Source organism: Streptomyces sp. NPDC057010, from assembly GCF_042673805.1.
Lineage (GTDB): Bacteria > Actinomycetota > Actinomycetes > Streptomycetales > Streptomycetaceae > Streptomyces.
The window spans coordinates 1-26,023 of sequence record NZ_JBHUSC010000043.1 but is presented as its reverse complement, the minus strand read 5'-3'; the positions used below and the strand labels follow the sequence as shown (position 1 = coordinate 26,023).

Sequence of the window (26,023 nt, the reverse complement as noted above, 5' to 3'; positions counted from 1 at the left end):
GCGTCCACGGGAGCCGCGTCCCCCGTATAGGCCGCACGTAGAGGTCGGCACAGCCCGCCCGCGCATTCTCGGACACGCCAATGCCTCGAATGTATGGGTGGGTTGACTGTGTCTGAACACCGGATTGCTCGCGAGTCGGTTACCGCTGCTCAACTGGGTGTCTGGGTGGCACAGCAGCTCGATCCCGACAGCCCGCAGTACAACTGCGGCGCCGTCTTCGAGATCCGCGGCCCGCTCGACACCGGGCTCCTCGCGCGCGCCGTACGGCAGGCCGTGGCCGAGACGCAGGCCCTGCACGCCCGTTTCGCCGAGGACGGCGACCGCGTCGTCCAGTACCTCGACCCGGCCACCCAGGCCCCCCTGCACCTGACCGACCTCAGGGGCGAGAGCGACCCCGACGCCGCCGCCCGCGCCCTGATGGACGAGAACCTCGCCACCCCCGTGGACCTCGGCCCCGGCGGGGACGCCCTCTTCGAGCACGCCCTCCACACGGTGGCCGAGGACCGCTCCCTCTTCTACTTCCGCTACCACCACGCCGTCATGGACGGCTACGGCCAGTACCTGCACTGCAAGCGGATCGCCGACCTCTACACCGCCCACGCCGCCGGCCGCGAGCCCGAGCCCGGCCGGTTCCGGCCGCTCGCCGACCTGCTGGAAGAGGAACGCGCCTACCGCGAGAGCCCCCGCCACGCCCGCGACCGCGCCCACTGGCTCGACACCTTCCGCGACGCCCCCGAGCCCGCCCTCCTCACGGGCCGCTCCGCCGCCCCCGCCGACCGGGCCCTGCGCCGCACCGAGGAGCTCCCCGCCGAACGCGTCGCGCCGGTGACCGCCGCCGGACGCTGGTCCACCGCGGTCATCGCGGCCGTCGCCGCCTACCTGCACCGCCTCACCTCGGCGGCCGACGTCGTCATCGGCCTGCCCGTCACGGGGCGCGCCACCCCGGCCGCGCTCTCCACCCCGGCCATGCTCGCGGGCGAACTGCCGCTGCGCGTCGAGGTCCGCCCGGAGAGCACGTACGCCGACCTCATCGGCCAGGTCACCCGGCAGGTCGGCGAGCTGATGAAGGCCCAGCGCTACCGCGCCGGCGAGGACGACACCGCCTTCGCGGGATCCGGCCGCCGGATCGGCTCGGTCCTCGTCAACATCATGTCCTTCGGCCAGGACGTGCACTTCGGCGACCTGGAGACCACCGGCCGGCCGCTGTGGACCGGCCCGGTCCACGACCTGTCGGTGCTCGCCCACGGAGAACCGACGGGGCAGGGCGGCGTCTCGTTCGAGTTCAGCGCCAACCCGGAGCTGTACGACGCCACCGAACTCGCCCGCCACCAGGAGCGGTTCCTCGCCTTCCTGGGCGCCCTCGCCGCCGACCCGGACCTGCCGGTCGGGCGGGTGGACGTGCTGGGGGCGGGGGAGCGGGAGCGGGTGCTCGGCACCTGGAACGAGACCGCCCGTGAGCTGCCGTCGCCTGCCGATGTGGTGTCCCTGTTCGAGGCGCGGGCGGCCGGTGGGCCGGGTGCGGTGGCCGTGGTGTCGGGCGGGGTCTCGTACTCGTACGGGGAGCTCGACGCGGCGTCGAACCGGCTCGCGCGGTGGTTGCGCGAGCAGGGTGCGGGTCCGGAGCAGCTGGTGGCGGTGACGCTGCCGCGTTCGGCAGACTTGGTCGTCGCGTTGCTGGCCGTACTGAAGTCGGGTGCGGCCTATGTGCCGATCGACCCGGAGTATCCGGCGGACCGGATCGCGTACATGTTGGAGGACGCGGCCCCGGCGGTGGTCCTGGAGTCGCTGCCGGACGTCTCCGGCTACTCGGACGAGGCCCTGGACCTGGTCGTTTCCGCGGACGCTCCGGCGTACGTCATCTACACCTCGGGCTCCACGGGCCGCCCGAAGGGCGTCGTGGTGCCGCGCGGGGCGCTGCTGAACTTCCTCACCTCGATGCAGGACCGTTTCGCCTTGTCGTCCGAGGACTGCCTGCTGGCGGTGACCACGGTGGCCTTCGACATCGCGGGCCTGGAGATCTACCTGCCGCTCCTCAACGGCGCCTCCGTCGTCCTGGCCGACCGGGAGGAGGTCCGTGACCCCGAGGCCCTGCGCGCCCTCATCGAGAGCCGTGCGGTCACGGTCATGCAGGCGACCCCCAGCCTGTGGCGCTACGTCGAGCCGTCCGTGCTGGGCGAGGTCCGCGTCCTGGCGGGTGGCGAGGCGTTGCCCTCCGACCTGGCGGCGCAGTTGGCCGTCCACGCGGCCTCCGTCACGAACCTGTACGGGCCGACGGAGACCACCATCTGGTCCACGGCCACCGAGGTGACCTCTGCCGACGTCACCATCGGCCGGCCCATCGCCAACACCCAGGTCTACGTCCTGGACTCGGGTCTGCAGCCCGTCCCCGCGGGTTCGGTGGGCGAGCTGTACATCGCGGGCCATGGCCTGGCCCGCGGCTACCTCAACCGGCCCGGTCTGTCCGCGGAGCGGTTCGTCGCGAACCCGTACGGCGGCGCTGGCTCCCGGATGTACCGCACCGGCGACCTCGTGCGCTGGACGGCCGACGGCCGCCTCGACTACCTGTCCCGAGTCGACCAGCAGGTGAAGCTGCGCGGTCACCGCATCGAGCTCGGCGAGATCGAGTCCGTGCTCGGCGCGCACCCCTCGGTCGCCCGTGCCGCCGCGCTCGTCCGCGAGGACACCCCCGGCGACAAGCGCCTCGTCGCCTACCTCGTGCCCGCGGAGGGGGCCGCGGTCGACATCGCTGCCGTCCGTGCGCACGCGGCCGCCGAACTCCCCGACTACATGGTCCCGTCGGCGTTCGTCACCCTCGACGCGTTCCCGCTCACCCCCAACGGCAAGCTCGACCGCCGCGCCCTGCCCATACCCGCCTACGAGACCGGCGTCCAGGGCCGCATCCCCCGTACCGCGCGCGAGGTGCTCCTCTGCGGCCTGTTCGCCGAGGTCCTCGGGCTGGAGGCCGCGTCCGTCTCCATCGACGACGACTTCTTCACGCGCGGCGGCCACTCGCTCCTCGTCACCCGCCTGATCAGCCGGCTCCGCCGGCACGGCATCGCCGCCACCGCACGCGACGTCTTCGACCTGCGGACCGTCGCCGCCCTGGCCCCGGCCCTCGGCTCGCACACCGACACCGACGCCGGCGACCGCGCGTACCCCGTCCCCGCCCCGCTCCCGAAGCACGAGCTGGCCCGCCTGCACGCCGCCGACCCCGGCATCGCGGACGTCCTGCCGGTCACCCCGCTCCAGGAGGGCCTGCTGGCCCACGCCGCGACCGAGGCGCACGACGTGTACACCGTGCAGGTCGTCCTCGACCTGGTCGGGAGCGTCGACGCCGACGCCCTCCGGGCGGCCGCCGGGCAGCTGATCGCCCGCCACGCCCCCCTGCGCACCGGCTTCCGGCACGAGGGCCTCAGCAGCCCCGTCCAGGTCGTCGCCGACACCGTCGAGCTGCCCTGGCGCGAGCTGCACGCCGCCGACGGGAGTGCCTTCGAGGACGCGCTGCGCGCCGACCGCGCCCGGCCGTTCGACCTGACCCGGCCCCCGCTGATCCGCTTCACCCTGCTCAGCGGGACGGCGTCCGAGCGCTTCCGGCTGGTCATCACCCACCACCACCTCCTGCTCGACGGCTGGTCCCTGCCCGTGCTGGTCCGCGAACTGCTGGAGCTGTACGGCGGGACCGCCGCCGCGGACCTCCCGGCCGTCCGCCCGTACCGCGACCACCTCGGGTGGCTCGCCGCCCAGGACCACGAGGCCGCCCTCGACGCCTGGCGCCAGGCCCTGTCCGGACTGGACGAGCCGACCCGCGTCGGCGCCGGACTCGCGCCCCGAGCCCCGGGACGACTCCCCTTCACCCTGTCCGCGCAGGAGACCGCCGCCCTCGCCGACCGTGCCCGCACGCTCGGCGTCACGGTCAACTCCCTCGTACAGGGGGCCTGGTCGCTGGTCCTGTCCCAGTGGACCGGGCGCGACGACATCGTCTTCGGCACCACCGTCGCCGGGCGCCCGGCCGACCTGGACGGCGTGGAGCAGTCGGTCGGCCTGTTCATCAACACCGTGCCGCAGCGCGTGCGGCTGCGGGCCGCGGAGACCGTCGGCGAGCTGGGCGTACGGATCCAGCGCGAGCAGACCGCGACCCTCGGGCACCAGCACATCGCCCTCGCGGACATCCAGCGGACCGCCGGCGTCGGTGAGCTCTTCGACACGCTGATCCTCTTCGAGAGCTATCCCCTGGACGCGGCGGCCATCGACGCGGCCGCCGGCGCGGGCGGGCTGCACGTGACGGGCGCCGAGGTCCGGGACGCCACCCACTACCCGGTGACCCTGGTGGTGACCCCGGGCGAACGGCTGGACTGCCGGCTCGACTACCACCCCGGCCAGTTCACGGCCGAGGACGCCGAGCACATCGCGTCCCGCTTCACCCGCGCCCTGACGGCCGACCCCGCGCAGCCGGTGAGCCGCGTGGACCTTCTGGGGGCGGGGGAGCGGGAGCGGGTGCTGCACGGCTGGAACGCGACCGCGCGCGCCCTGCCGTCGGCTGCCGATGTGGTCTCGCTGTTCGAGGCGCGGGCGGCCGGTGCGCCGGAGGCCGCTGCCGTGGTGTCGGGCGAGGTCTCGTACTCGTACGCGGAGCTCGACGCGGCGTCGAACCGGCTCGCGCGGTGGTTGCGTGAGCAGGGTGCGGGGCCGGAGGGCCTGGTCGCGGTGAAGCTGCCGCGTTCGGCCGACCTGGTGGTCGCGTTGCTGGCCGTACTGAAGTCGGGTGCGGCCTATGTGCCGATCGACCCGGAGTACCCGGCGGACCGTATCGCGTACATGCTGGAGGACGCGGCACCGACGGTCGTCCTCGACGAACTGCCGGACGTCTCCGGCCACTCGGCTGAGCGGCTGGACCTGGTCGTTTCCGCGGACGCTCCGGCCTACGTCATCTACACCTCGGGCTCCACGGGCCGCCCGAAGGGCGTCGTGGTGCCGCGCGGTGCGCTCCTGAACTTCCTCACCGGCATGCAGGACCGCTTCGAGCTCGGCGCCGAGGACCGCCTGCTCGCCGTGACCACGGTGGCCTTCGACATCGCAGGTCTGGAGATCTACCTCCCGCTGCTGAACGGCGCCTCCGTCGTCCTCGCCGACCGCGACGAGGTCCGCGAGCCGGAGGCCCTGCGCGCCCTCATCGAGAGCCGCGGGATCACGGTCATGCAGGCCACGCCGAGCCTGTGGCGCTACGTGGACACCTCCGTGCTGGGCGAGGTCCGCGTCCTGGCGGGTGGCGAGGCGTTGCCCTCCGACCTGGCGGGGCAGCTGGCCGACCGTGCGGCCTCCGTAGTGAACCTCTACGGGCCGACCGAGACGACCATCTGGTCCACGGCCTACGAGGTGACCTCTGCCGAGGTCACCATCGGCGGTCCGATCGCCAACACCCAGGCATACGTGCTCGACGCGGCCCTCCGGCCGGTCCCGTCCGGGGTCGCGGGCGAGCTGTACATCGCCGGCCATGGCCTGGCCCGCGGCTACCTCAACCGGCCCGGTCTGTCCGCGGAGCGGTTCGTGGCGAACCCGTACGGCCCGTCCGGTTCCCGGATGTACCGCACCGGCGACCTCGTGCGCTGGACGGCCGACGGCCGCCTCGACTACCTCTCCCGCGTTGACCAGCAGGTGAAGCTGCGCGGTCACCGCATAGAGCTCGGCGAGATCGAGTCCGTGCTGGCCTCGCACCCTTCGGTCGCCCGTGCCGCCGCGCTCGTCCGCGAGGACACCCCCGGCGACAAGCGCCTCGTCGCCTACCTCGTGCCCGCCGACGCGTCCCCGGTCGACACCGCGGCCGTCCGGGCGCACGCGGCCGCCGAACTCCCCGACTACATGCTCCCGTCGGCGTTCGTCACCCTCGACGTGCTCCCGCTCACCCCCAACGGCAAGCTCGACCGCCGCGCCCTGCCCGCCCCCGAGCAGCAGCGCCCGACCGCGGGCCGGGCTCCCCGCACCGACCGTGAGCGGCTGCTCTGCGACCTGTTCGCCGAGGTCCTGCGGGTCGACGGGGTCTGCGCCGACGACGACTTCTTCGACCTCGGCGGCGACAGCGTGCTGTCCTTCCGCCTCCTCAGCGGGGCCCGCGCCGCCGGACTCGGCCTCACCGCCCGCGACGTCCTCACCCACCGGACGCCCGCCGCCCTCGCAGCCGTCGCCGAGAACGTCGTCGAGCCGGCCGAGTACGACATCCCCGCCCCGCTCCCCGAGGCCGAACTGAAGGCCCTCGCGGTCGCCGAGCCCGACCTCACCGACGTCCTCCCCCTGTCACCCACCGCCGAAGGGCTGCTCTTCCACGCGCTCTACGACGACGGCGGCGCGGCCGGCGAGGGCGACGACGTCTACACCATCCAGGTCTCCCTGACCCTGTCCGGCGACCTCGACCTCCCGCGGATGCGGTCCGCCGCCCAGGCCCTCCTCGACCGCCACCCCGCCCTGCGCACCGGCTTCCGGCACGAGGGCCTCAGCCGCCCCGTCCAGGTCGTCGCCGGCGCCGTCGAACTGCCCTGGCGCGAGCACGACCTCACGCTCTCCGCCACCGGCGGGCCGACCGCCGTCACCTCCGGAGCCCTCGACCTGCTCCTCGCCGCCGACCGCGCCGAGCGCTTCGACCCCGCCCGCCCGCCGCTCGCCCGCTTCACCCTGCTGCGGCTGCGCGAGGACACCTGGCAGCTCGTCATGACCGTGCACCACCTGGTGCTGGACGGCTGGTCGGTGCCCGTGCTCGTCCGTGAGCTGCTCGCGCTGTACGCGGACCCGGCCGCCGCGCTCGGCGACGTACGCCCGTACCGCGACTACCTGGGCCACCTCGCCGCCCAGGACCCGGAGCCGGCCCGCGCCGCCTGGGATGCCGCGCTCGACTCCCTCTCCGGGCCCACCCGCATGGGCGCGGACACCGCCGGCGCCACCGGCCGTCCCGCCACCCCGGTGCGCACCCCCTTCGCGCTCACCGCCGAGGACACCGCCCGGCTCCACCACACCGCCCGCGCGCTCGGCGTCACCCCCAGCACCCTCGTCCAGACCGCCTGGGCGCTGACCCTGGGCGGCCGTACCGGACGCGAGGACGTGGTCTTCGGCGCGACGGTCTCCGCGCGCCCGGCAGAGCTGCCCGGCTCCGGCGACATGGTGGGCCTGTTCATCAACACGCTGCCGCTGCGCGCCCGGCTGGACTCCGCCGAGACCCTCGGCGACCTCGCCCGGCGCGTCCAGGACGAGCAGTCCCGGCTGCTGGAGCACCAGCACCTCGGGCTCGCCGAGATCCAGCGGCGAGCCGGCCGGGGCGAACTCTTCGACACCTCGGTCGTCTTCGAGAACTTCCCGCTCGACGCGGCCGCCGTCGACGGCGCCGCCGCGCAGGGGGGACTGCGGGTCGTCGGCGCCGACGTGCGCGACGCCACGCACTTCGCGCTGAGCCTGACCGCCTTCCCCGCCGAGGGCGGCCTCGCCTTCCGGCTCGACCACCGGCCCGACCTGGTCGACGCCGAACGGGCCGCCGGGGTGCTGGAGGCGTTCCGGCACGCCCTCGCGGCCCTGGTCACCCGGCCGGAGCTGCCGACCGGACGGCGCGGCACCGTCTCGCCCACCGAGTACGCCGAGGCCGTCGTCCACGGCCAGGGCACCGAACACGCCTTCCCGGCGGCCACCCTGCCCGAGCTGTTCCGCGCCCAGGCGGCCCGTACACCGCAGGCCCCCGCCGTGGTGTTCGAGGGCGAGACCCTCTCGTACGCGGAGCTCGACGCGCGGGCCAACCGGCTCGCCCACTGGCTGATCGGCCGCGGTGTCGGCCCGGAGCAGCGGGTCGCCGTGGCCCTGCCGAGGTCCCTGGACCTGGTGACCGCCCTCTACGCGGTGCACAAGGCCGGCGGGGCGTACGTGCCCGTCGACCCGGGATATCCGGCCGAGCGCATCGCCTACCTGCTGGAGGACTCCGGCGCCGCCGTGGTCCTGACCGAACTCCCCGACGCGTCCGACCTGTCCGGCCTGCCGGACACCGACCCGGGCGTGCCGCTCTCCGGCTCGCACCCGGCGTACGTCATCTACACCTCGGGTTCGACGGGCCGCCCCAAGGGCGTCGTCGTCCCGCATGAGGCGATCGTGAACCGGCTGGCGTGGATGCAGGCCGAGTACGGGCTCCAGCCCGGCGAGCGGGTCCTGCAGAAGACCCCGTCCGGCTTCGACGTCTCCGTCTGGGAGTTCTTCTGGCCGCTCATCGAGGGCGCCACGCTCGTCGTGGCCGCACCCGAGGGCCACAAGGACCCCGCCTACCTCGCCGGGCTGATCCGCACCGAGGACATCACGACGGTCCACTTCGTACCCTCGATGCTCCAGGTCTTCCTCCAGGAGGAGACGGCCGCCCGGTGCACCGGGCTGCGCCGGGTCATCTGCAGCGGCGAGGCCCTCTCCCGCGAACTGACCGACCGGTTCCGTCAGCTGCTGCCGGGCACGGGCCTGCACAACCTGTACGGCCCCACCGAGGCCGCCGTCGACGTCACCTCCTGGGAGTGCACCGCCGACGACGGCCGGGGCGCCGTCCCCATCGGCCGCCCCATCTGGAACATCGACGTCTACGTCCTGGACGCGGCCCTGCGCCCCGTCCCCTCCGGCGTGGAGGGCGAGCTCTACCTCGCCGGCACCGGCCTCGCCCGCGGCTACCTGGAGCGGCCCGGCCTGTCCGCCGAACGGTTCGTCGCCAACCCGTACGGCCCGGCCGGCTCCCGCATGTACCGCACCGGCGACCTCGCCCGCCGCCGCGCCGACGGGGCCGTCGACTACCTCGGCCGCGCCGACGACCAGGTCAAGCTCAACGGCCTGCGCATCGAGCTCGGCGAGATCCAGGCCGCGCTCGCCGAGCACCCGGGGCTCGCCTGGAACACCGTCGTCGTCCGCGAGGACCGGCCCGGCGACAAGCGCCTGGTCGCCTACACCGTGCCCGCCCCCGGCGCCGACCCGGCCGCCGTCAGCCCCGAGGCGCTGCGCGAGCACCTGCGCGCCGCCCTGCCCGAGTTCATGGTCCCCGCCGCCTTCATCGCCCTCGACGCGCTGCCCGTCACCCCCAACGGCAAACTGGACCGCAGGGCCCTGCCCGCCCCCGACTGGACCGGCGGCTCCCGCTCCGCCGCCGGCCGGGCCCCGGCCACCGCGCTCGAAGAGCAGCTGTGCGCCCTGTTCGCGCAGGCGCTCGGCACGGCCGCCGTCGGCGTCGACGACGACTTCTTCGACCGGGGCGGCGACAGCATCGTCTCCATCCAGCTCGTCGGCCGCGCCCGCCGCGCGGGCCTCGCGCTGACCCCCCGCCAGGTCTTCGAGCACCGTACGGTGGCGGCCCTCGCCGCCGCCCTGGCCCTCGAACCGGCCGCCGCCCCCACGGGCCCGGCCGCCGAAGCGCCGGGAGCCGGGATCGGCGAGGTCACCGCCACGCCGATCGTGCACTGGCTCGCCGAACGCGGCGGCTCCTACGAGGGGTTCAACCAGTCCGCCGTGCTGCGCACCCCCGCCGGACTCACCGCGCAGGCCCTCACCGGCGCGCTGCGGACCGTCCTCGACCGGCACGACGCCCTGCGCCTCACCCTGTCCGCCGGCCCGCGGCTCACCGTCCCCGCGCCCGGCGGCGCCGACGCCGCCTCCGTGCTGCGCCGCGTCGACGCCGCCGCCCTGTCCGACGCCGACCTCGACGCCCGCACCACCGCCGAGGGAGACGCGGCCCGCGACCGGCTCGCCCCCGCCGAGGGGCGCATGCTCCAGGCCGTCTGGTTCGACCGGGGCGAGGGCGCCCCCGGCCGGCTGCTCCTGGTCGTCCACCACCTGTCCGTCGACGGGGTGTCCTGGCGCATCCTCGGTGAGGACCTCGCCGAAGCCGTCCGCACCGGCCGGCAGCCCGCCGTACCCGTCACCACCTCCCCGCGCCGCTGGGCGGCCGGGCTGGCCGAAGCCGCCCGCACGCCCGCCGTCCGCGCCGAACTGCCGTACTGGACCGGCACCCTGGGGGCCCCCGAGGCCCCGCTCGGCGGCCGGCCGCTCGACCCGGCCCGTGACACCCACGCCACCGCCGGGCACCTGGAGCTGACCCTCCCCGCCGACCTCACCGAGGCGCTGCTCACCACCGCCCCGGCGGCCTTCCACGCCGGCGTCGAGGACGTCCTGCTGGCCGCCTTCGCGCCGGCCGCCCGCCACTGGCTCGGCGGCGACCCCGCGGCCGGCGCCGCCACGGCCCCGCTGCTGCACGTCGAGGGCCACGGCCGCCGGGAGGAACTCGTCCCCGGCGCCGACCTGTCCCGCACCGTCGGCTGGTTCACCGAGATCCACCCGGTCCGCCTCGACCCCGGCCCGTACACGTGGGCGGAGATCCTGTCCGCCGGCCCCGCCGCCGGGGCCGTCCTCAAGCAGGTCAAGGAGCAGCTGCGCGCCGTCCCCGGCAGCGGCCTCGGCTACGGCCTGCTCCGCCACCTCGACCCGGACGGCGCCGGAGCCTTCACCGGCCTCGCCACCCCGCAGATCGGCTTCAACTACCTGGGCCGGATGGCCGTCGGCGCCACCGGCGACTGGTCCCTGCTGCCGCACCCCGGCGCCGGCCAGGACCCGCGGCTGCCGCTCGCGCACGCCGTCGAGGTCAACGCCGTCACCCACGACACCGACGCCGGCCCCCGGCTCGTCGCCCACTGGACCTGGGCGGACGGACTGCTCGGCGCCGACCGGGTCCGCGCCCTCGCCGAGGCCTGGTTCGCCGCCCTGCGGGCGCTGGCCGAGCACGCCCGGGGCCCCGCCGCGGGCGGCCACACCCCGTCCGACTTCCCGCTGGTCCCCGACCTCTCCCAGGCCGACGTCGACACCCTCGAAGCCGCCGGGGACCTGGCCGACGTACTGCCGCTGACGCCCCTCCAGGACGGGCTGTTCTTCCACAGCCTGTACGACACCACGGGCGCCGACCCGTACGTCACCCAGCTCGTCCTCGACCTCGACGGGGACCTCGACACCGCCCGGCTGCGCGCCGCCGCGGGCCTCCTCACCGAACGGCACACCGCGCTGCGCGCCGCCTTCGTCCGCGGCGCCTCCGGACAGCCCCTCCAGGTCGTCGCCGACCGGGTCGAACTGCCGTGGCGCGAGCTGGACCTCACCGGCCTGCCCGCCGCCGACCGGGACGCGGCCGCCGACAGGGCGGCCCGGGAGGAGCGCGGCGAGCGCTTCGACCCGGCCCGCCCCCCGCTGCTGCGCTACCTCCTCGCCGACCTCGGCGACGGCCGCCGCCGGCTCGTGCAGACCGCCCACCACCTGGTCACCGACGGCTGGTCGGTGTCCCTGCTGGTGCGCGAACTGCTGGAGCTGTACGGCGGCCGGCCGGCCCTGCCCGCCGCCCGCCCCTACCGCGACCACCTGCGCCTGGTGGCCGCCCGCGACCGGGACGCGGCCCGCGCCGCCTGGCGGGAGGCCCTCGCCGGCTTCGAGGAGCCCACCCGCGCGGCCACCGCCTCCGCGGAAGCCGCCGACGGCCCCGCCGCCCTGCCCGAACTCATCGACCTGACCCTGCCCGAGGCCGCCGGCACCGCCCTGGCCGCGGCGGCCCGCACCCTCGGCGTCACCCTCAACACCCTCGTCCAGGCCGCCTGGGCCGTCGTCCTCGGCCAGGCCACCGGTCGCGACGACGTCGCCTTCGGCATCACCGTCTCCGGCCGCCCCGCCGACCTGCCCGGCGCCGACGAGATGGTGGGCCTGTTCATCAACACCCTGCCGCTGCGCGCCCGCCTCGACGCCGCCGCGTCCCTCGGCGACCTCGCCCGCCGTATCCAGGACGGGCAGGTCGCCCTCCTGGACCACCAGCACCTCGGCCTCGCCGAGATCCAGTCCCTCGTCGGTGTCGGGGAACTCTTCGACACCTCCATGGTGTTCGAGAACTACCCGCTGGACCCCGAGGCGCTGCGCACCCTCGCCGACCGCTCCGGGCTGCCCGTCACCGGTGCGAGCAGCTGGGACGCGACGCACTTCGCGCTGTCCCTGATGGCGGTGCCCGAGCCCGGCGGAGCCCTGGCCCTGCGCATCGGCCACCGCCCCGACCTGCTCGACGCGGCCGCCGCCGGCCGGATCGGCGACCGGCTCGTGCGCGCCCTGGAGGCCTTCGCCACCGACCCGTCGCTGCCGCTGGCCCGCCTCGACCTGCTGGCCGCGCCCGAGCGCCACCGCATCCTCACCGAGTGGAACGACTCGGCGCGCGAACTGCCCGCCGGCACCTGGCCCGAGCTGTTCGAGGCCCAGGTGGCCCGTACGCCGCACGCCGAGGCCGTCGCCTCCGAGGGCGAGGTGCTCACGTACGCCGAGCTGAACGCCCGCGCCAACCGGCTCGCCCGGCTCCTCGTGGACCGGGGGGTCGGCGCCGAGAGCTTCGTCGCCGTCTCCCTGCCCCGCTCCGCCGGCCTCGTCGTCGCGATCACCGCCGTCCTCAAGGCGGGCGGCGCCTACCTGCCCGTCGACCCCGCCTACCCGGCCGACCGCATCGCCTACATGCTCCACGACGCCCGGCCCGTCCTCACCCTCGACACCGCCACCCTGCCCGCCTTCGAAGCCGAGGCCGCCGGCCTGTCCGGCGCCGACCTCGGCGCGGCGATCTGCGCCGGACACCCCGCGTACGTCATCTACACGTCGGGCTCGACGGGCCGCCCCAAGGGCGTCGTCGTCACCCACGCCGGCATCCCCAGCCTCGCCCACGGCCAGATCGACGTCTTCGACGTCACCCCGGGCAGCCGGGTCCTCCAGTTCGCCTCGCCCAGCTTCGACGCGGCCTTCTCCGAACTGTGCATGACCCTGCTCTCCGGATCCTGCCTGGTGCTGGCCCCGCAGGAGCGGCTGCTGCCCGGCCCCGCGCTGGCCGCGCTCGTCGCCGAACAGCACATCACCCACGTCACGCTGCCGCCCTCCGCGCTGCCCGTCCTCGCCGACGGCGACCTCGACGGCGTACGCAGCCTCGTCGTCGCGGGCGAGCTGTGCGCCCCCGACCAGGTCGGCCGCTGGTCCACCGGCCGCCGCATGATCAACGCGTACGGTCCGACCGAGTCCACCGTCTGCGCCACCATGAGCGATCCGCTGTCCGGCGCGGTCGTCCCGCCGATCGGCCGGCCCATCGCCAACACCCGCATGTACGTCCTGGACCCGGCGCTGCGCCCGGCCCCCGCCGGGGTCACCGGCGACCTGTACATCGCCGGCGCGGGCCTGGCCCGCGGCTACCTGAACCGGCCCGGCCTGTCCGCCGACCGGTTCGTCGCCGACCCGTACGGCCCCGCCGGCTCCCGCATGTACCGCACCGGCGACGTCGGCCGCTGGACCGAGGACGGCGAGCTGGAGTTCACCGGCCGCAGCGACACCCAGGTCAAGGTGCGCGGCTTCCGCGTGGAGCCCGGCGAGATCGAGGCCGTCCTCGCCGCCCATCCCGCCGTCGCCCGCGCCGCCGTGATCGTCCGCGAGGACCGGCCCGGCGACAAGAGGCTCGTCGGGTACGCCGTCCCGCTGGCCGGGGCCGGCGCCCCCGCCCCGGCCGCGTTGCGCGCCCACGTCGGCGCGCGCCTGCCGGAGCACATGGTGCCCGCGGCCGTCGTCCTCCTCGACGAGCTGCCGCTGACCCCCAACGGCAAGCTGGACCGCAAGGCGCTGCCCGCCCCCGACTTCGGCGGCGCGGGCGCCGGCCGGGCCCCGCGTTCCCCGCAGGAGGCGATCCTCGCCGACCTGTTCGCCGAGGTCCTCGGCCTCGACAGCGTCTCCGTCGACGACGGCTTCTTCGACCTGGGCGGGCACTCCCTGCTCGCCACCCGCCTGGTCAACCGGATCCGGTCCGTCTTCGGCGCCGAACTCGCCGTGCGCCAGCTGTTCGAGACGCCCACCGTGGCCTCCCTCGCCCCGTACGCCGTGCCCGGCGGCGCCGCCCGGGCGGCCCTCGCACCCGCGGTGCGGCCCGAGCGGATCCCGCTGTCCTTCGCGCAACAGCGGCTGTGGTTCCTCAACCAGTTCGAGGGCCCCAGCCCCACCTACAACGTGCCGGCCGCGCTCCGCCTGACCGGCACCGTCGACCGGGCGGCCCTCGCCGCCGCCCTGGCCGACCTCGTCACCCGCCACGAGTCCCTGCGCACCGTCTTCGCCGAGGACGCCGACGGCGCCCACCAGGTCGTCCTCGACCCGGCGGCCGCGGCCGTCGTGCCGCGGATCGTCACCACCACCGAGGCCGGCCTGCCCGAGGCCCTCGCGGCCGCGGCCATGCACGGCTTCGACCTCTCCGCCGAACCGCCCCTGGCCGTCACTCTGTTCGACCTGGGCGAGCGGGACGGCGTACGCGAGCACGTCCTGCTGCTCCTGCTGCACCACATCGCCGGCGACGGCGGCTCGATGGGCCCCCTCGCCCGCGACCTGGCCACCGCCTACGCGGCCCGGGTGTCCGGTGGCGAGCCCGGTTGGGCTCCGCTGCCGGTGCAGTACGCGGACTACACGCTGTGGCAGCGGGAGCTGCTGGGTTCGGAGGACGACGAGGGGAGCGTGGTCGCGGCGCAGCTGGCGTTCTGGAAGGAGCGGCTTTCCGGGCTTCCGGAGGAGTTGGTGCTGCCGGTGGACCGGCCGCGTCCGGCGGTGGCCTCGTACCGGGGTGGTTCGGTGTCCTTCGAGGTGCCGGCCGCGGTGCACGCCCGGCTGGAGGAGGTGGCCCGTGCGCATGGCGCGAGCCCCTTCATGGTCGCCCAGGCTGCCCTCGCGACGCTGCTGCACCAGTTGGGTGCGGGTGAGGACATCGCGATCGGGACGCCCGTCGCGGGTCGTACGGACGACGCGCTGGAGGACCTGGTCGGGTTCTTCGTGAACACCCTGGTCCTGCGGACCGATCTGTCCGGGGATCCGTCCTTCGCCGAGCTGCTGGCCCGCGTACGGGAGGCGGACCTGGCGGCGTACGGGAACCAGGACGTGCCCTTCGAACGGCTCGTGGAGGTCCTCAACCCGGCCCGGTCCATGGCCCGCCACCCCCTCTTCCAGACCGTGCTCACCTGGAACGGCGGCGACGACCAGCGCGCCGCCCTGACCGCCCTCGACGCACTGCCCGGCCTCAGCGCCGCCCCCGAGCCCGCCGCCACCGGCGTCGCCAAGTTCGACCTCGTGCTGCACCTCACCGCCCGGCCCGCCGCCGACGGCGCCCCCGCCGGAGTCGACGGCACCCTCGAATACGCCGCCGACCTGTTCGACCCCGAGAGCGCCGCCACCCTCACCGAACGCTTCGTCCGCGTCCTCGACGCCCTGCTCGCCCGACCCGACCTGCCCGTCGCCGCCGCCGAGGTCCTCGGCGACGCCGAACGCACCACCATCCTCACCGCCTGGAACGGCACCCTCGCCGAAACGGGCGACGACACCACCCTGCCCTCCCTCTTCGAGGCCCGCGCCGCCGCCACCCCCGACGCGACCGCCCTCGTCCACCAGGACGACCGCCTCACCTACGGCGAACTCAACGCCCGCGCCAACCGGCTGGCCCGGCTGCTCGCCGCCCGCGGCGCCGGACCCGAGCAGTTCGTCGCCCTCGCCCTGCCCCGCTCCACCGACCTCGTCGTCGCCGTCCTCGCCGTCCTCAAGACCGGCGCCGCCTACGTCCCCGTCGACCCCGCCTACCCCGCCGACCGGATCGCCTTCCTGCTGACCGACTCGGCCCCGGCCCTCGTCGTCTCCACCACCGAGACCGCCGGCCGCCTCGCCGCCGGCGGCAGCGCCGACCTGCGCTGGCTCCACCTCGACGACCCGGACACCGCCGCCGACCTGGCCGCCCGCCCGGACACCGACCTCGCCGACACCGACCGGCGCGCCCCCCTCGCCCCCCTCCACCCCGCCTACGTCATCTACACCTCCGGCTCCACCGGCACCCCCAAGGGCGTCGTCGTCACCCACCGCAACGTCACCCGGCTGTTCACCGCCACCGACCCCTGGTTCGGCTTCGGCCCCGACCAGGTGTGGACCCTCTTCCACTCCTACGCCTTCGACTTCTCCGTCTGGGAACTGTGGGGCCCGCTGCTGCACGGCGGCACCCTCGTCGTCGTCCCGCACGAGACCAGCCGCACCCCGGCCGGCTTCCTGAAACTGCTCGCCGACGAGCGGGTCACCGTCCTCAACCAGACCCCGTCCGCCTTCTACCAGCTGATGCAGGCCGACGCCGAGGACCCCGACACCGGCCGCCGGCTCGCCCTGCGCCACGTCGTCTTCGGCGGCGAGGCCCTCGAACCCGCCCGCCTCGAGGACTGGTACGCCCGGCACGCCGACGACGCCCCCGTCCTCGTCAACATGTACGGCATCACCGAGACGACCGTGCACGTCACCCACCGGGCCCTGGACGCCGCCACCGCCGCCGGCGCCCACCGCAGCCTCATCGGCACCGGCATCCCCGACCTGCGCATCTACGTCCTCGACCGGCGGCTGCGCCCCGTCGCACCCGGCGTCACCGGCGAGATGTACGTCGCCGGCGCGGGCCTCGCCCGCGGCTACCTCGGCCGCCCCGGCCTGTCCGCCGGACGGTTCGTCGCCGACCCCTTCGGCCCCGCCGGAACCCGCATGTACCGCACCGGCGACCTCGCCCGCTGGGACCGCACCGGTGAACTGGAGTACCTCGGCCGCGCCGACGACCAGGTCAAGATCCGCGGCTTCCGCATCGAACTCGGCGAGATCCAGACCGCCCTCGCCGAACACCCGGGCATCGCCCAGGCCGCCGTCGTCGTCCGCGAGGACCGGCCCGGCGACAAGCAGCTCGTCGGCTACGTCGTCCCCGCACGCGGCGCCGACCAGCCCGAGGCGACCGCCCTGCGCAAGCACCTCGCCGCCAGCCTGCCCGACTACATGCTGCCCGCCGCGTTCGTCACCCTCGACGCGCTGCCGCTGACCGGCAACGGCAAACTGGACCGCCGGGCCCTGCCCGCGCCGCAGCGCAGCACCACCGCGGCCGGCCGGGCCCCGCGCTCCCCGCAGGAACAGATCCTCTGCCGGATCTTCGCCGAGGTCCTCGCCGTGCCGTCCGTCTCCATCGACGACAGCTTCTTCGAGCTCGGCGGCCACTCCATCCTCGCCACCAAGCTCGCCGGGCGGATCCGCTCCGCCCTCGGCGCCGAACTCACCATCCGGCAGCTCTTCGAGGCCCCGACCGTCGCCGGCCTCGCCGGCACCCTCACCGCCGCCGTCACCCGGCCCGCCCTCACCGCCGACCCCGCCGGCCGGCCCGACCGGATCCCGCTCTCCGCCGCCCAGCGGCGCCTGTGGCTCATGCACGAGATGCAGGGCCCCAGCGCCACCTACAACATGCCTGTGGGGCTGCGCCTGACCGGCGACCTCGACCGGGACGCCTTCGCCTCCGCGCTGCGCGACGTCACCGCCCGCCACGAATCCCTGCGCACCCTCTACGCGGCGGACGCCGACGGCGGCCGCCAGCTCATCCAGGACCCCGCCACCGCCCACCCGGCCCTCACCCTCGAGGACACCACCGAGGAGGCGCTGCCCGCCGCCCTCGCCGCGGCCGCCCGGCACGCCTTCGACCTCACCGCCGAACTCCCGCTGCGCGCCTGGCTGTTCCGTACGGCGCCCGAGGAGCACGTGGCCCTGCTGCTCATCCACCACATCGCCGGCGACGGCTGGTCCCTGCCGCTGCTCGCCCGCGACCTGACCACCGCGTACGCCGCCCGCACCGAAAACGGGGGCGCCCCCGACTGGGCCCCGCTGCCCGTCCAGTACGCCGACTACGCGCTGTGGCAGCACGAACAGCTCGGCGCCGAGGACGACGCGGACAGCCCCCTCGCCCGCCAGCAGGCCTACTGGAAGGAGACCCTCCAGGGCCTGCCCGAGCAGCTGGAGCTGCCCACCGACCGGCCCCGCCCCGCCACCACCGGACACGCCGGCGGCCGCATCGGATTCCCCGTACCCGCCGAACTCCACCAGAAGATCACCACGCTGGCGCGGGAGCGGCAGGCCAGCCCCTTCATGGTCGTGCACGCGGCCCTCGCGGCCCTCCTGCACCGGCTCGGCGCCGGCACCGACATCCCCATCGGCACGCCCATCGCGGGCCGCACCGACGACGCCGTCGGGGAGATCATCGGCTTCTTCGTCAACACCCTCGTCCTGCGCACCGACCTCTCCGGCGACCCGTCCTTCGGCGAACTCCTCGCCCGCGTCCGGGAGACCGACCTCGCCGCCTACGCCCACCAGGACGTCCCCTTCGAACGCCTCGTCGAGCTCCTCAACCCGGCCCGCTCGGCCGCCCGCCACCCGCTCTTCCAGGTCGCCCTCGGCTTCGACACCGACCAGACCGGATCCTTCGAGGCCGCCCGCGCCCTGCCCGGCCTCACCGTCACCCCCGAGGTCCCCGACCTGGCCATCGCCAAGTTCGACCTGTCCTTCACCTTCGCCGACCGCTACGCCCCCGACGGCACCCCCGTCCCCGGCCTCGACGGCACCATCGAGTACAGCGCCGACCTGTTCGACGCGGCCACCGCCGAACGCCTCGCCGAGCGGCTCGTACGGATGCTGGAAGCCGTCGTCGAAGCGCCCGACGCGCCCGTCGGCGAGGCCGACCTGCTCGGCGACGACCTGCGCACCACGATGCTCCACGACTGGAACGACACCGCCCGCCCCCTCACCGACGACACCCTCGCCGCGCTCTTCGAGGAGCAGGCCGCCCGCACCCCCGGCGCCACCGCCGTCGTCTTCGGCGACACGGAACTGTCGTACGCCGAACTCAACACCCGCGCCAACCGGCTCGCCCACCACCTGCGCGCCCTGGGCACCCTGCCCGAATCCCGCGTCGGCGTCCTCATGGACCGCTCCGCCGACCTCGTCGTCGCCCTCCTGGCCGTCGTCAAGGCGGGCGGCACCTACGTACCGCTCAGCGCCTCCTACCCCGACGACCGGATGCGCTGGATCCTCACCGGCACCGGCGCCGACATCCTGCTCACCGACCGGGCCCAGGCCCCCCGCTCCGCCGCCCTCGGCCAGGGCGGCCGGATCCTCCTCGTCGACGACAGCCCCGAGACCGCCGCACACCCCGGCACCGACCCGGCCCCGGCCGCCGGCGGCCCGCAGCGCCTCGCCTACGTCATGTTCACCTCCGGCTCCACCGGCACCCCCAAGGGCGTCGCCGTCACCCACCGGGACGTCGCCGCGCTCGCCCGCGACCACCGCTGGTCCGGCGGCACCGTCGACCGGGTGCCGCTGCACTCCCCGCACGCCTGGGACGGCTCCACCTTCGAACTGTGGGCGCCCCTGCTGCACGGCGGCCGCGTCGTCGTCGCACCCCCCGGCGAACTCGACATCGAGTCCCTGCGCACCCTGATCACCGCCAACGGGATCACCTCCCTGTTCATGACCACCGGCCTGTTCGGCGTCATGGCCCAGGAACACCCCGAGGCGTTCACCACCGTCCGCCAGGTGTGGACCGGCGGCGACATGGCCTCACCGGCCGCCATGCGCCGGGTCACCGAACACTGCCCCGACACCCGGGTCGTGCACGTCTACGGACCCACCGAGACCACCGTCTTCTCCACCTGCCACCCCGTCCCCGCCGCATCCCTCGACGGCAGCCCCACCACCGTCCCCATCGGCCGCCCCCTCGACAACATGCGCCACTACGTCCTCGACGGCGCCCTGCGCCCCGCCCCGCCCGGCGTCCCCGGCGAGCTGTACATCGGCGGCACCGGCGTGGCCCGCGGCTACTGGGGGCGCGCCGACCTCACCGCCGAACGGTTCGTCGCCGACCCGTACGGCCCCGCCGGCAGCCGGCTCTACCGCACCGGCGACGTCGTCCGCTGGACCGAGGACGGCCTCGTCGAGTTCGTCGGCCGCGCCGACGACCAGGTCAAGGTCCGCGGCTTCCGCATCGAGCTCGGCGAGATCGAGGCCGCGCTCACCGCCCACCCCGCCGTCCGCCGGGCCGCCGTCGTCGTCCGCCAGGACCGCCCCGGCGACAAGAAGCTCGTCGCCTACATCGTCACCGACGGCGCCCCCGCCCCCTACGACGCCCAGGACCTCGCCGCGCACCTCGCGACCGCCCTGCCCGACTACATGGTGCCCGCGGCCGTCGTCGAGCTCCCCGAACTGCCCCTGACCAGCGTCGGAAAACTCGACCGCAGGGCCCTGCCCGTCCCCGACTACGGCCAGGGCGCCGGCACCGGCCGCGCCCCCCGCAACCGCCGCGAGGAGATCCTCTGCGGCCTGTTCACCCAGATCCTCGGCCTCGAACAGGTCGGCATCGACGACGGGTTCTTCGACCTCGGCGGCGACAGCATCATGTCCATCCAGCTCGTCAGCCGCGCCCGCAAGGCCGGCCTGGTCCTCACCGCCCGGGACGTCTTCGTCCACCGCACCGTCGCCGAACTCGCCGCCGCCGTCGGCGAAGACCCCGCCGCCGAGGACGGGGCCGCCGACGACCAGGGCACGGGCCCGCTGCCCGCCCTGCCCATCACCCACTGGCTCGCCGAACGCGGCGGCGACACCGACCGGTTCAGCCAGTCCACCGTGCTGCGCGTCCCCGGCCGGCTCGGCGAGGACGCCCTGCGCACCGCCGTCCAGGCCGTCCTCGACCGGCACGACGCCCTGCGCATGAAGGTCACCCGCTCCGGGGCCGGCGCCACCGAATGGGCCTGCGAGATCCTGGAACCCGGCGCCGTCGACGCCGCCGACTGCGTCCGCCGCGTGGACGCCGCCGGCCTCGACGACACCGCCCTGGAAGCCGCCTACACCGCCCTTGCCGACGAGACCGTGGGCCGCCTCGCACCCGCCGACGCCCGCATGCTCCAGGCCCTGTGGCTCGACCGAGGCCCCGACACCGACGGCGTACTGCTGCTCACCGTCAACCACCTCGTCGTCGACGGGGTCTCCTGGCGGATCCTGCTGCCCGACCTCCACGAGGCCTGGCAGGCCGCCGCCGCCGGCCAGGCCCCCGACCCGGCGCCCGTCGGCACCTCCCTGCGCCGCTGGGCCCAGCGCCTCCAGGCCCAGGCCGCCACCCCCGAACGGGTCGCCGAGACCGCCCTGTGGACCGGCATGCTCCAGCCCTCCGAAGCCCTCATCGGCAGCGCCCCCCTCGACCCGGTCCGCGACACCCACGCCACCGCCGGACGCCTGGAGGTCACCCTCCCCGCCGACACCACCGAAACCCTGCTCACCACCGCCCCCGCCGCCTTCCACGCCGGCGTCGAGGACGTCCTGCTCACCGCGTTCGCCTGGGCGCTCGCCGAATGGCGGCCCGGCGCGGACACCGCCACCCTCGTCGACCTGGAGAGCCACGGCCGCGAGGAGGCCGCCGTCCCCGGCACCGACCTCACCCGCACCGTCGGCTGGTTCACCAGCATGTACCCCGTCCGCCTCGACCCCGGCCGGTTCGACCGCGCCGACGCCCGGCGCGGCGGAGCCGCCGCCGGAACCGTCCTCAAGCGCGTCAAGGAACAGCTGCGGGAGATCCCCGACCACGGCCTCGGACACGGCCTGCTGCGCCACCTCAACCCGGAGACCGCCCGCGCCTTCGACTCCCTCTCCCGCCCCCAGATCGGCTTCAACTACCTCGGCAGGTTCGTCGAGGAAGCCGCCCCCGACAGCCCCGACGCCTGGACCGTCCACCCCGTGCTGCGCGCCCCCGCGGGCGAGTCCGAGCACACCCCCCTCGCCCACACCCTCGAACTCAACTCGTTCACCGCGGACGCCGGGAACGGCGACGGCCCCCGGCTCACGGCCGTCTGGACCTGGGCCGGCGAACTGCTCGACGTAGAAGTCGTAGAGGAGCTTGCCGAAGCCTTCTTCAGTGCGCTGCGTGCCCTCGCCGCCCACGCCGAACGACCCGACGCCGGCGGGCTCACCCCCTCCGACGTGGCGCTGGCCGAGATCACCCAGAGCGAGATCGAAGAGTTCGAGGACGCCATGGAATTCGAGTGGGAGACGTTGTGAGCCGACCGTCGCGCGTGATCGAGGACATTCTGCCGTTGTCGCCGCTGCAGGAGGGGCTCCTCTTCCACAGCGTGTACGACCAGTCGGCACCCGACATCTACACCGTCCAGCTGGTCTTCCACCTGGACGGGAACCTGGACCACGCGGCGGCCCGCGCCGCCGCGGGGGCCCTGCTCCGCCGCCACCCCAACCTGCGGGTCGCCTTCCGCCAGCGCAAGAGCGGCGACTGGGCCCAGCTCGTCCTCAAGGAGGTCCCCCTCCCCTGGCACGACGAGGACCTGCGCACCCTCCCCGAGGACGAGCGCGACGGCGCCGCCGCGCGGATCGTCGCCGACGACCGCGCCCGCCGCTTCGACACCGCCAAGCCGCCGCTGATCCGCTTCACCCTCATACGCCTGGCCGACCACCGCCACCGCCTGGTGATGACCATCCACCACACCCTGCTCGACGGCTGGTCGCTGCCCATGCTCCTCAAGGAGTTCCAGGCCCTCTACGCCCTGGGCGGCGACGCCCGCGCCCTGCCGCCCGTCCGCCCCTACCGCGACTACCTCACCTGGCTCGGCACCCAGGACCGCGACGCCGCGCGCGCCGCCTGGGCCGACTCCCTCGCCGGCCTGGAGGAGGCCACCCGTCTCGCCCCGCCCGCCGGCACCGGCCGGGTCCCCGTCGAACCGGGCCGGCACGAGTTCGCGATCAGCGAGGAGCGGACCGCGGCCCTGACCGCGCAGGCCCGCGCCCACGGCGTCACCCTCAACACCCTCGTCCAGGCCGCCTGGGCCGTCGTGCTCGGCCGCGTCACCGGACGCGACGACGTCGTCTTCGGCGTCACCGTCAACGGCCGGCCCGCCGAACTCCCCGGCGTCGAGCAGATGGTCGGCCTCTTCATCAACACCCTCCCGCTGCGCGCCCGGCTGCGCCCCGAGGAGTCCCTCGGGGCGCTCGTCACCCGCATCCAGGAGCAGCAGTCCGCGCTCCTGCCCCACCAGTACCTGGGCCTCGCCGAGGTGCAGCAGATCGCCGGCCTCGGCGAACTCTTCGACACCTCCGTCGTCTTCGAGAACTTCCCCTTCGAGGCGGCCCCCGAGCCCACCGCCGGCGGCGACGCGGACGAACTGCGGATCGTCGGCGCCCAGAGCCACTCCGCGAACCACTTCGCGCTCAGCCTCGTCGGCATGCCGCAGGACGCCCTGCACTTCAAGCTGTTCCACCAGCCCGACCTCTTCGACGGCCCCGCCGTCGAGGCCATCACCGGCCTGTTCCTGCGCGTCCTGGAGGCCGTCGCCGACCACCCCGAACTCCCGCTCGGCCGCATCGACCTGCTCGCCCCGGCCGAACGCCACCAGGTGCTGCACGCCTGGAACGACACCGCCCGCGAGGTCCCGTACCGCAGCCTGCCCGAGCTGTTCGCCGCCCAGGCCGCCCGCACCCCCGACGCACCCGCCCTGATCGCGGGCGCCGACCGCCTCACCTACGGCGAACTCGACGCCCGCGCCAACCGGCTCGCCCGGTACCTGCGCGAGCACGGGGCCGGCCCCGACGCGCTCGTCGCCATCCGCATGGAGCGCTCCGCCGACCTCGCCGTCGCCCTCCTCGGCACCCTGAAGTCCGGCGCCGCCTACGTGCCCGTCGACCCGGAGTACCCGGCCGACCGCATCGCCTACATGCTGGAGGACGCCGCCCCCGCCGTCGTCCTCGAAGCCCTGCCCGACCTCACCGCCCACTCGGCGGAGCCGCTGGACCTGGCACTCCACCCGCACCAGAGCGCGTACGTCATCTACACCTCCGGCTCCACCGGCCGCCCCAAGGGCGTCGTCGTCGAGCACGGCTCCGTCGGCGCCTACCTGGTGCGCGCGGGCGAGGTCTACCCGGACGCCTCCGGAGTGTCCCTCGTGCACTCCTCCGTCGCCTTCGACCTCACCGTCACCGCCCTCTACACCCCGCTCACCGTCGGCGGCTGCGTCCGCCTCGCCGACCTCGACGAGCAGGCCGCCGGCAGCGGCCCCCGCCCCACCTTCCTCAAGGGCACCCCCAGCCACCTCGCCCTGCTGGAGAACCTCCCCGATGAGGTCTCCCCCTCCGGCACCCTCATCCTGGGCGGCGAGGCCCTCCTCGGCGAAACCCTGCGCGGCTGGCGCGCCGCCCACCCCGGGGCCACCGTCATCAACGCGTACGGCCCCACCGAGGCCACCGTCAACTGCCTCGACCACGTCATCGCCCCCGGCACGCCCGTCCCCGCCGGCCCCGTCCCCGTCGGCCGGCCCTTCTGGAACACCCGGGCCCTCGTCCTCGACGCCGCCCTGCGCCCCGTCGCCCCCGGCGTCGCCGGCGAGCTGTACATCGCCGGCGTGGTCCTCGCCCGCGGCTACCTGCGCCGCCCCGGCCTGACCGCCGAACGGTTCCTCGCCGACCCGTACGGCCCGGCCGGCTCCCGCATGTACCGCACCGGCGACGTGGTCCGCTGGACCGAGGACGGCCTCATCGAGTTCGTCGGCCGCGCCGACGACCAGGTCAAATTGCGCGGCTTCCGCATCGAGCTCGGCGAGATCCAGTCCGTGATCGCCGCCTCCGCCTCCGTCGGCCAGTCCGCCGTGATCGTCCGCGAGGACGAGCCCGGCGACCAGAGGCTCGTCGCGTACGCCGTCCAGCGCGCCGGCGCCCCGGCCCTCGACCCGAAGACGCTCCTGGAGGAGGCCGCCGGCCGGCTCCCCGAGTACATGGTCCCCTCGGCCGTCGTCGTCCTCGACGCCCTGCCCCTGACCCCCAACGGCAAGCTGGACCGCAAGGCCCTGCCCGCCCCCGCCGCCGCCCCCGGAACCCTCGCCCGCACCCGGCGCGGCCCCCGCGACCCGCGCGAGGAGATCCTCTGCGACCTGTTCGCCGAGATCCTGCGCGTGCCGTCCGTCTCCATCGACGACAGCTTCTTCGAACTCGGCGGCCACTCCCTGCTCGCCATCCGCCTGGTCAGCCGGGTCCGCTCCTCCCTCGGCCTGGAACTCCCCATCCGGACCCTGTTCGAGTCGCCCACCGTCTCGGCCCTCGCCCGCGCCCTCGGCTCCCGCGGCGTCACCCGCGCCCCCGTACTGCCCGTCGCCGCCGCCGACCGCCCCGAGCGGATCCCGCTGTCCTTCGCCCAGCGGCGCCTGTGGTTCCTGCACCAGCTGGAGGGCCCCAGCGCCACCTACAACCTGGCCGCCGCCCTGCGCCTGACCGGCCCCGTCGACCCCGAGGCGCTGCGCGCCGCCCTGCACGACGTTGTCGCCCGCCACGAGGCCCTGCGCACCGTCTTCGCCGAGGACGCGGTCGGCGCCCACCAGGTGGTCCTCGACCCGGAGGCCGCCCGCCCCGAGCTCGTCGTCGCCGCCACCACCGAGGCGGAGCTCCCCGGCCGGCTCGCCGAGGCCGCCCGCCACGGCTTCGACCTGCGGCGCGAAGTCCCGCTCAGGCTGTGGCTGTTCAAGACCGGCGAGCAGGACCACGCCCTGCTGATCCTGCTGCACCACATCGCGGGCGACGGCTGGTCCACCCCGCTCCTCGCCCGCGACCTCACCGTCGCCTACGCCGCCCGCACCGCCGGCGAGACCCCGGCCTGGAGCCCGCTGCCCGTCCAGTACGCCGACTACACCCTGTGGCAGGCCGGGCTCCTCGGCTCCGAGGACGACCCCGACAGCCTCGCCGCGACCCAGCTCGCCCACTGGACCGAAACCCTCGCGGGCCTCCCCGAAGAGCTGGCCCTGCCCGTCGACCGGCCCCGCCCGGCGACCGCCACCTACCGGGGCGCACAGGTCCCCGTCCATGTCCCGGCCCGCCTCCACGCGGCCCTCGCCGCGTTCGCCCGCGAGCAGCAGGCCAGCGTCTTCATGGTCGTCCAGGCCGCCCTCGCACTGCTGCTGCGGCGCCTCGGCGCCGGGGACGACATCCCCATCGGCACGCCCATCGCGGGCCGCACCGACGACGCCGTCGAGGACCTGGTCGGCTTCTTCGTCAACACCCTCGTCCTGCGCACCGACGTCTCCGGCGACCCGACCTTCGCCGAGCTCGTCGCCCGGGTCCGCGAGACGGACCTGGCGGCGTACGCCCACCAGGACGTGCC

Annotated in this window: 2 protein-coding genes; both read left to right on the top strand. The window is 75.2% G+C overall.

Annotated elements, in window-relative coordinates:
• The first annotated feature begins 93 nt into the window (after nt 1-93).
• Nucleotides 94-21,933 carry a non-ribosomal peptide synthase/polyketide synthase gene (locus ACFTXQ_RS27865; RefSeq protein ID WP_382645503.1) on the top strand — a complete coding sequence of 7,280 codons (21,840 nt, stop codon included), beginning with the start codon at nt 94-96 and terminating at the stop codon, nt 21,931-21,933.
• Between the two features lie 14 nt (nt 21,934-21,947).
• The coding region (locus ACFTXQ_RS27860; protein ID WP_382645501.1) for an amino acid adenylation domain-containing protein at nt 21,948-26,023 on the top strand (4,076 nt) is incomplete at its 3' end.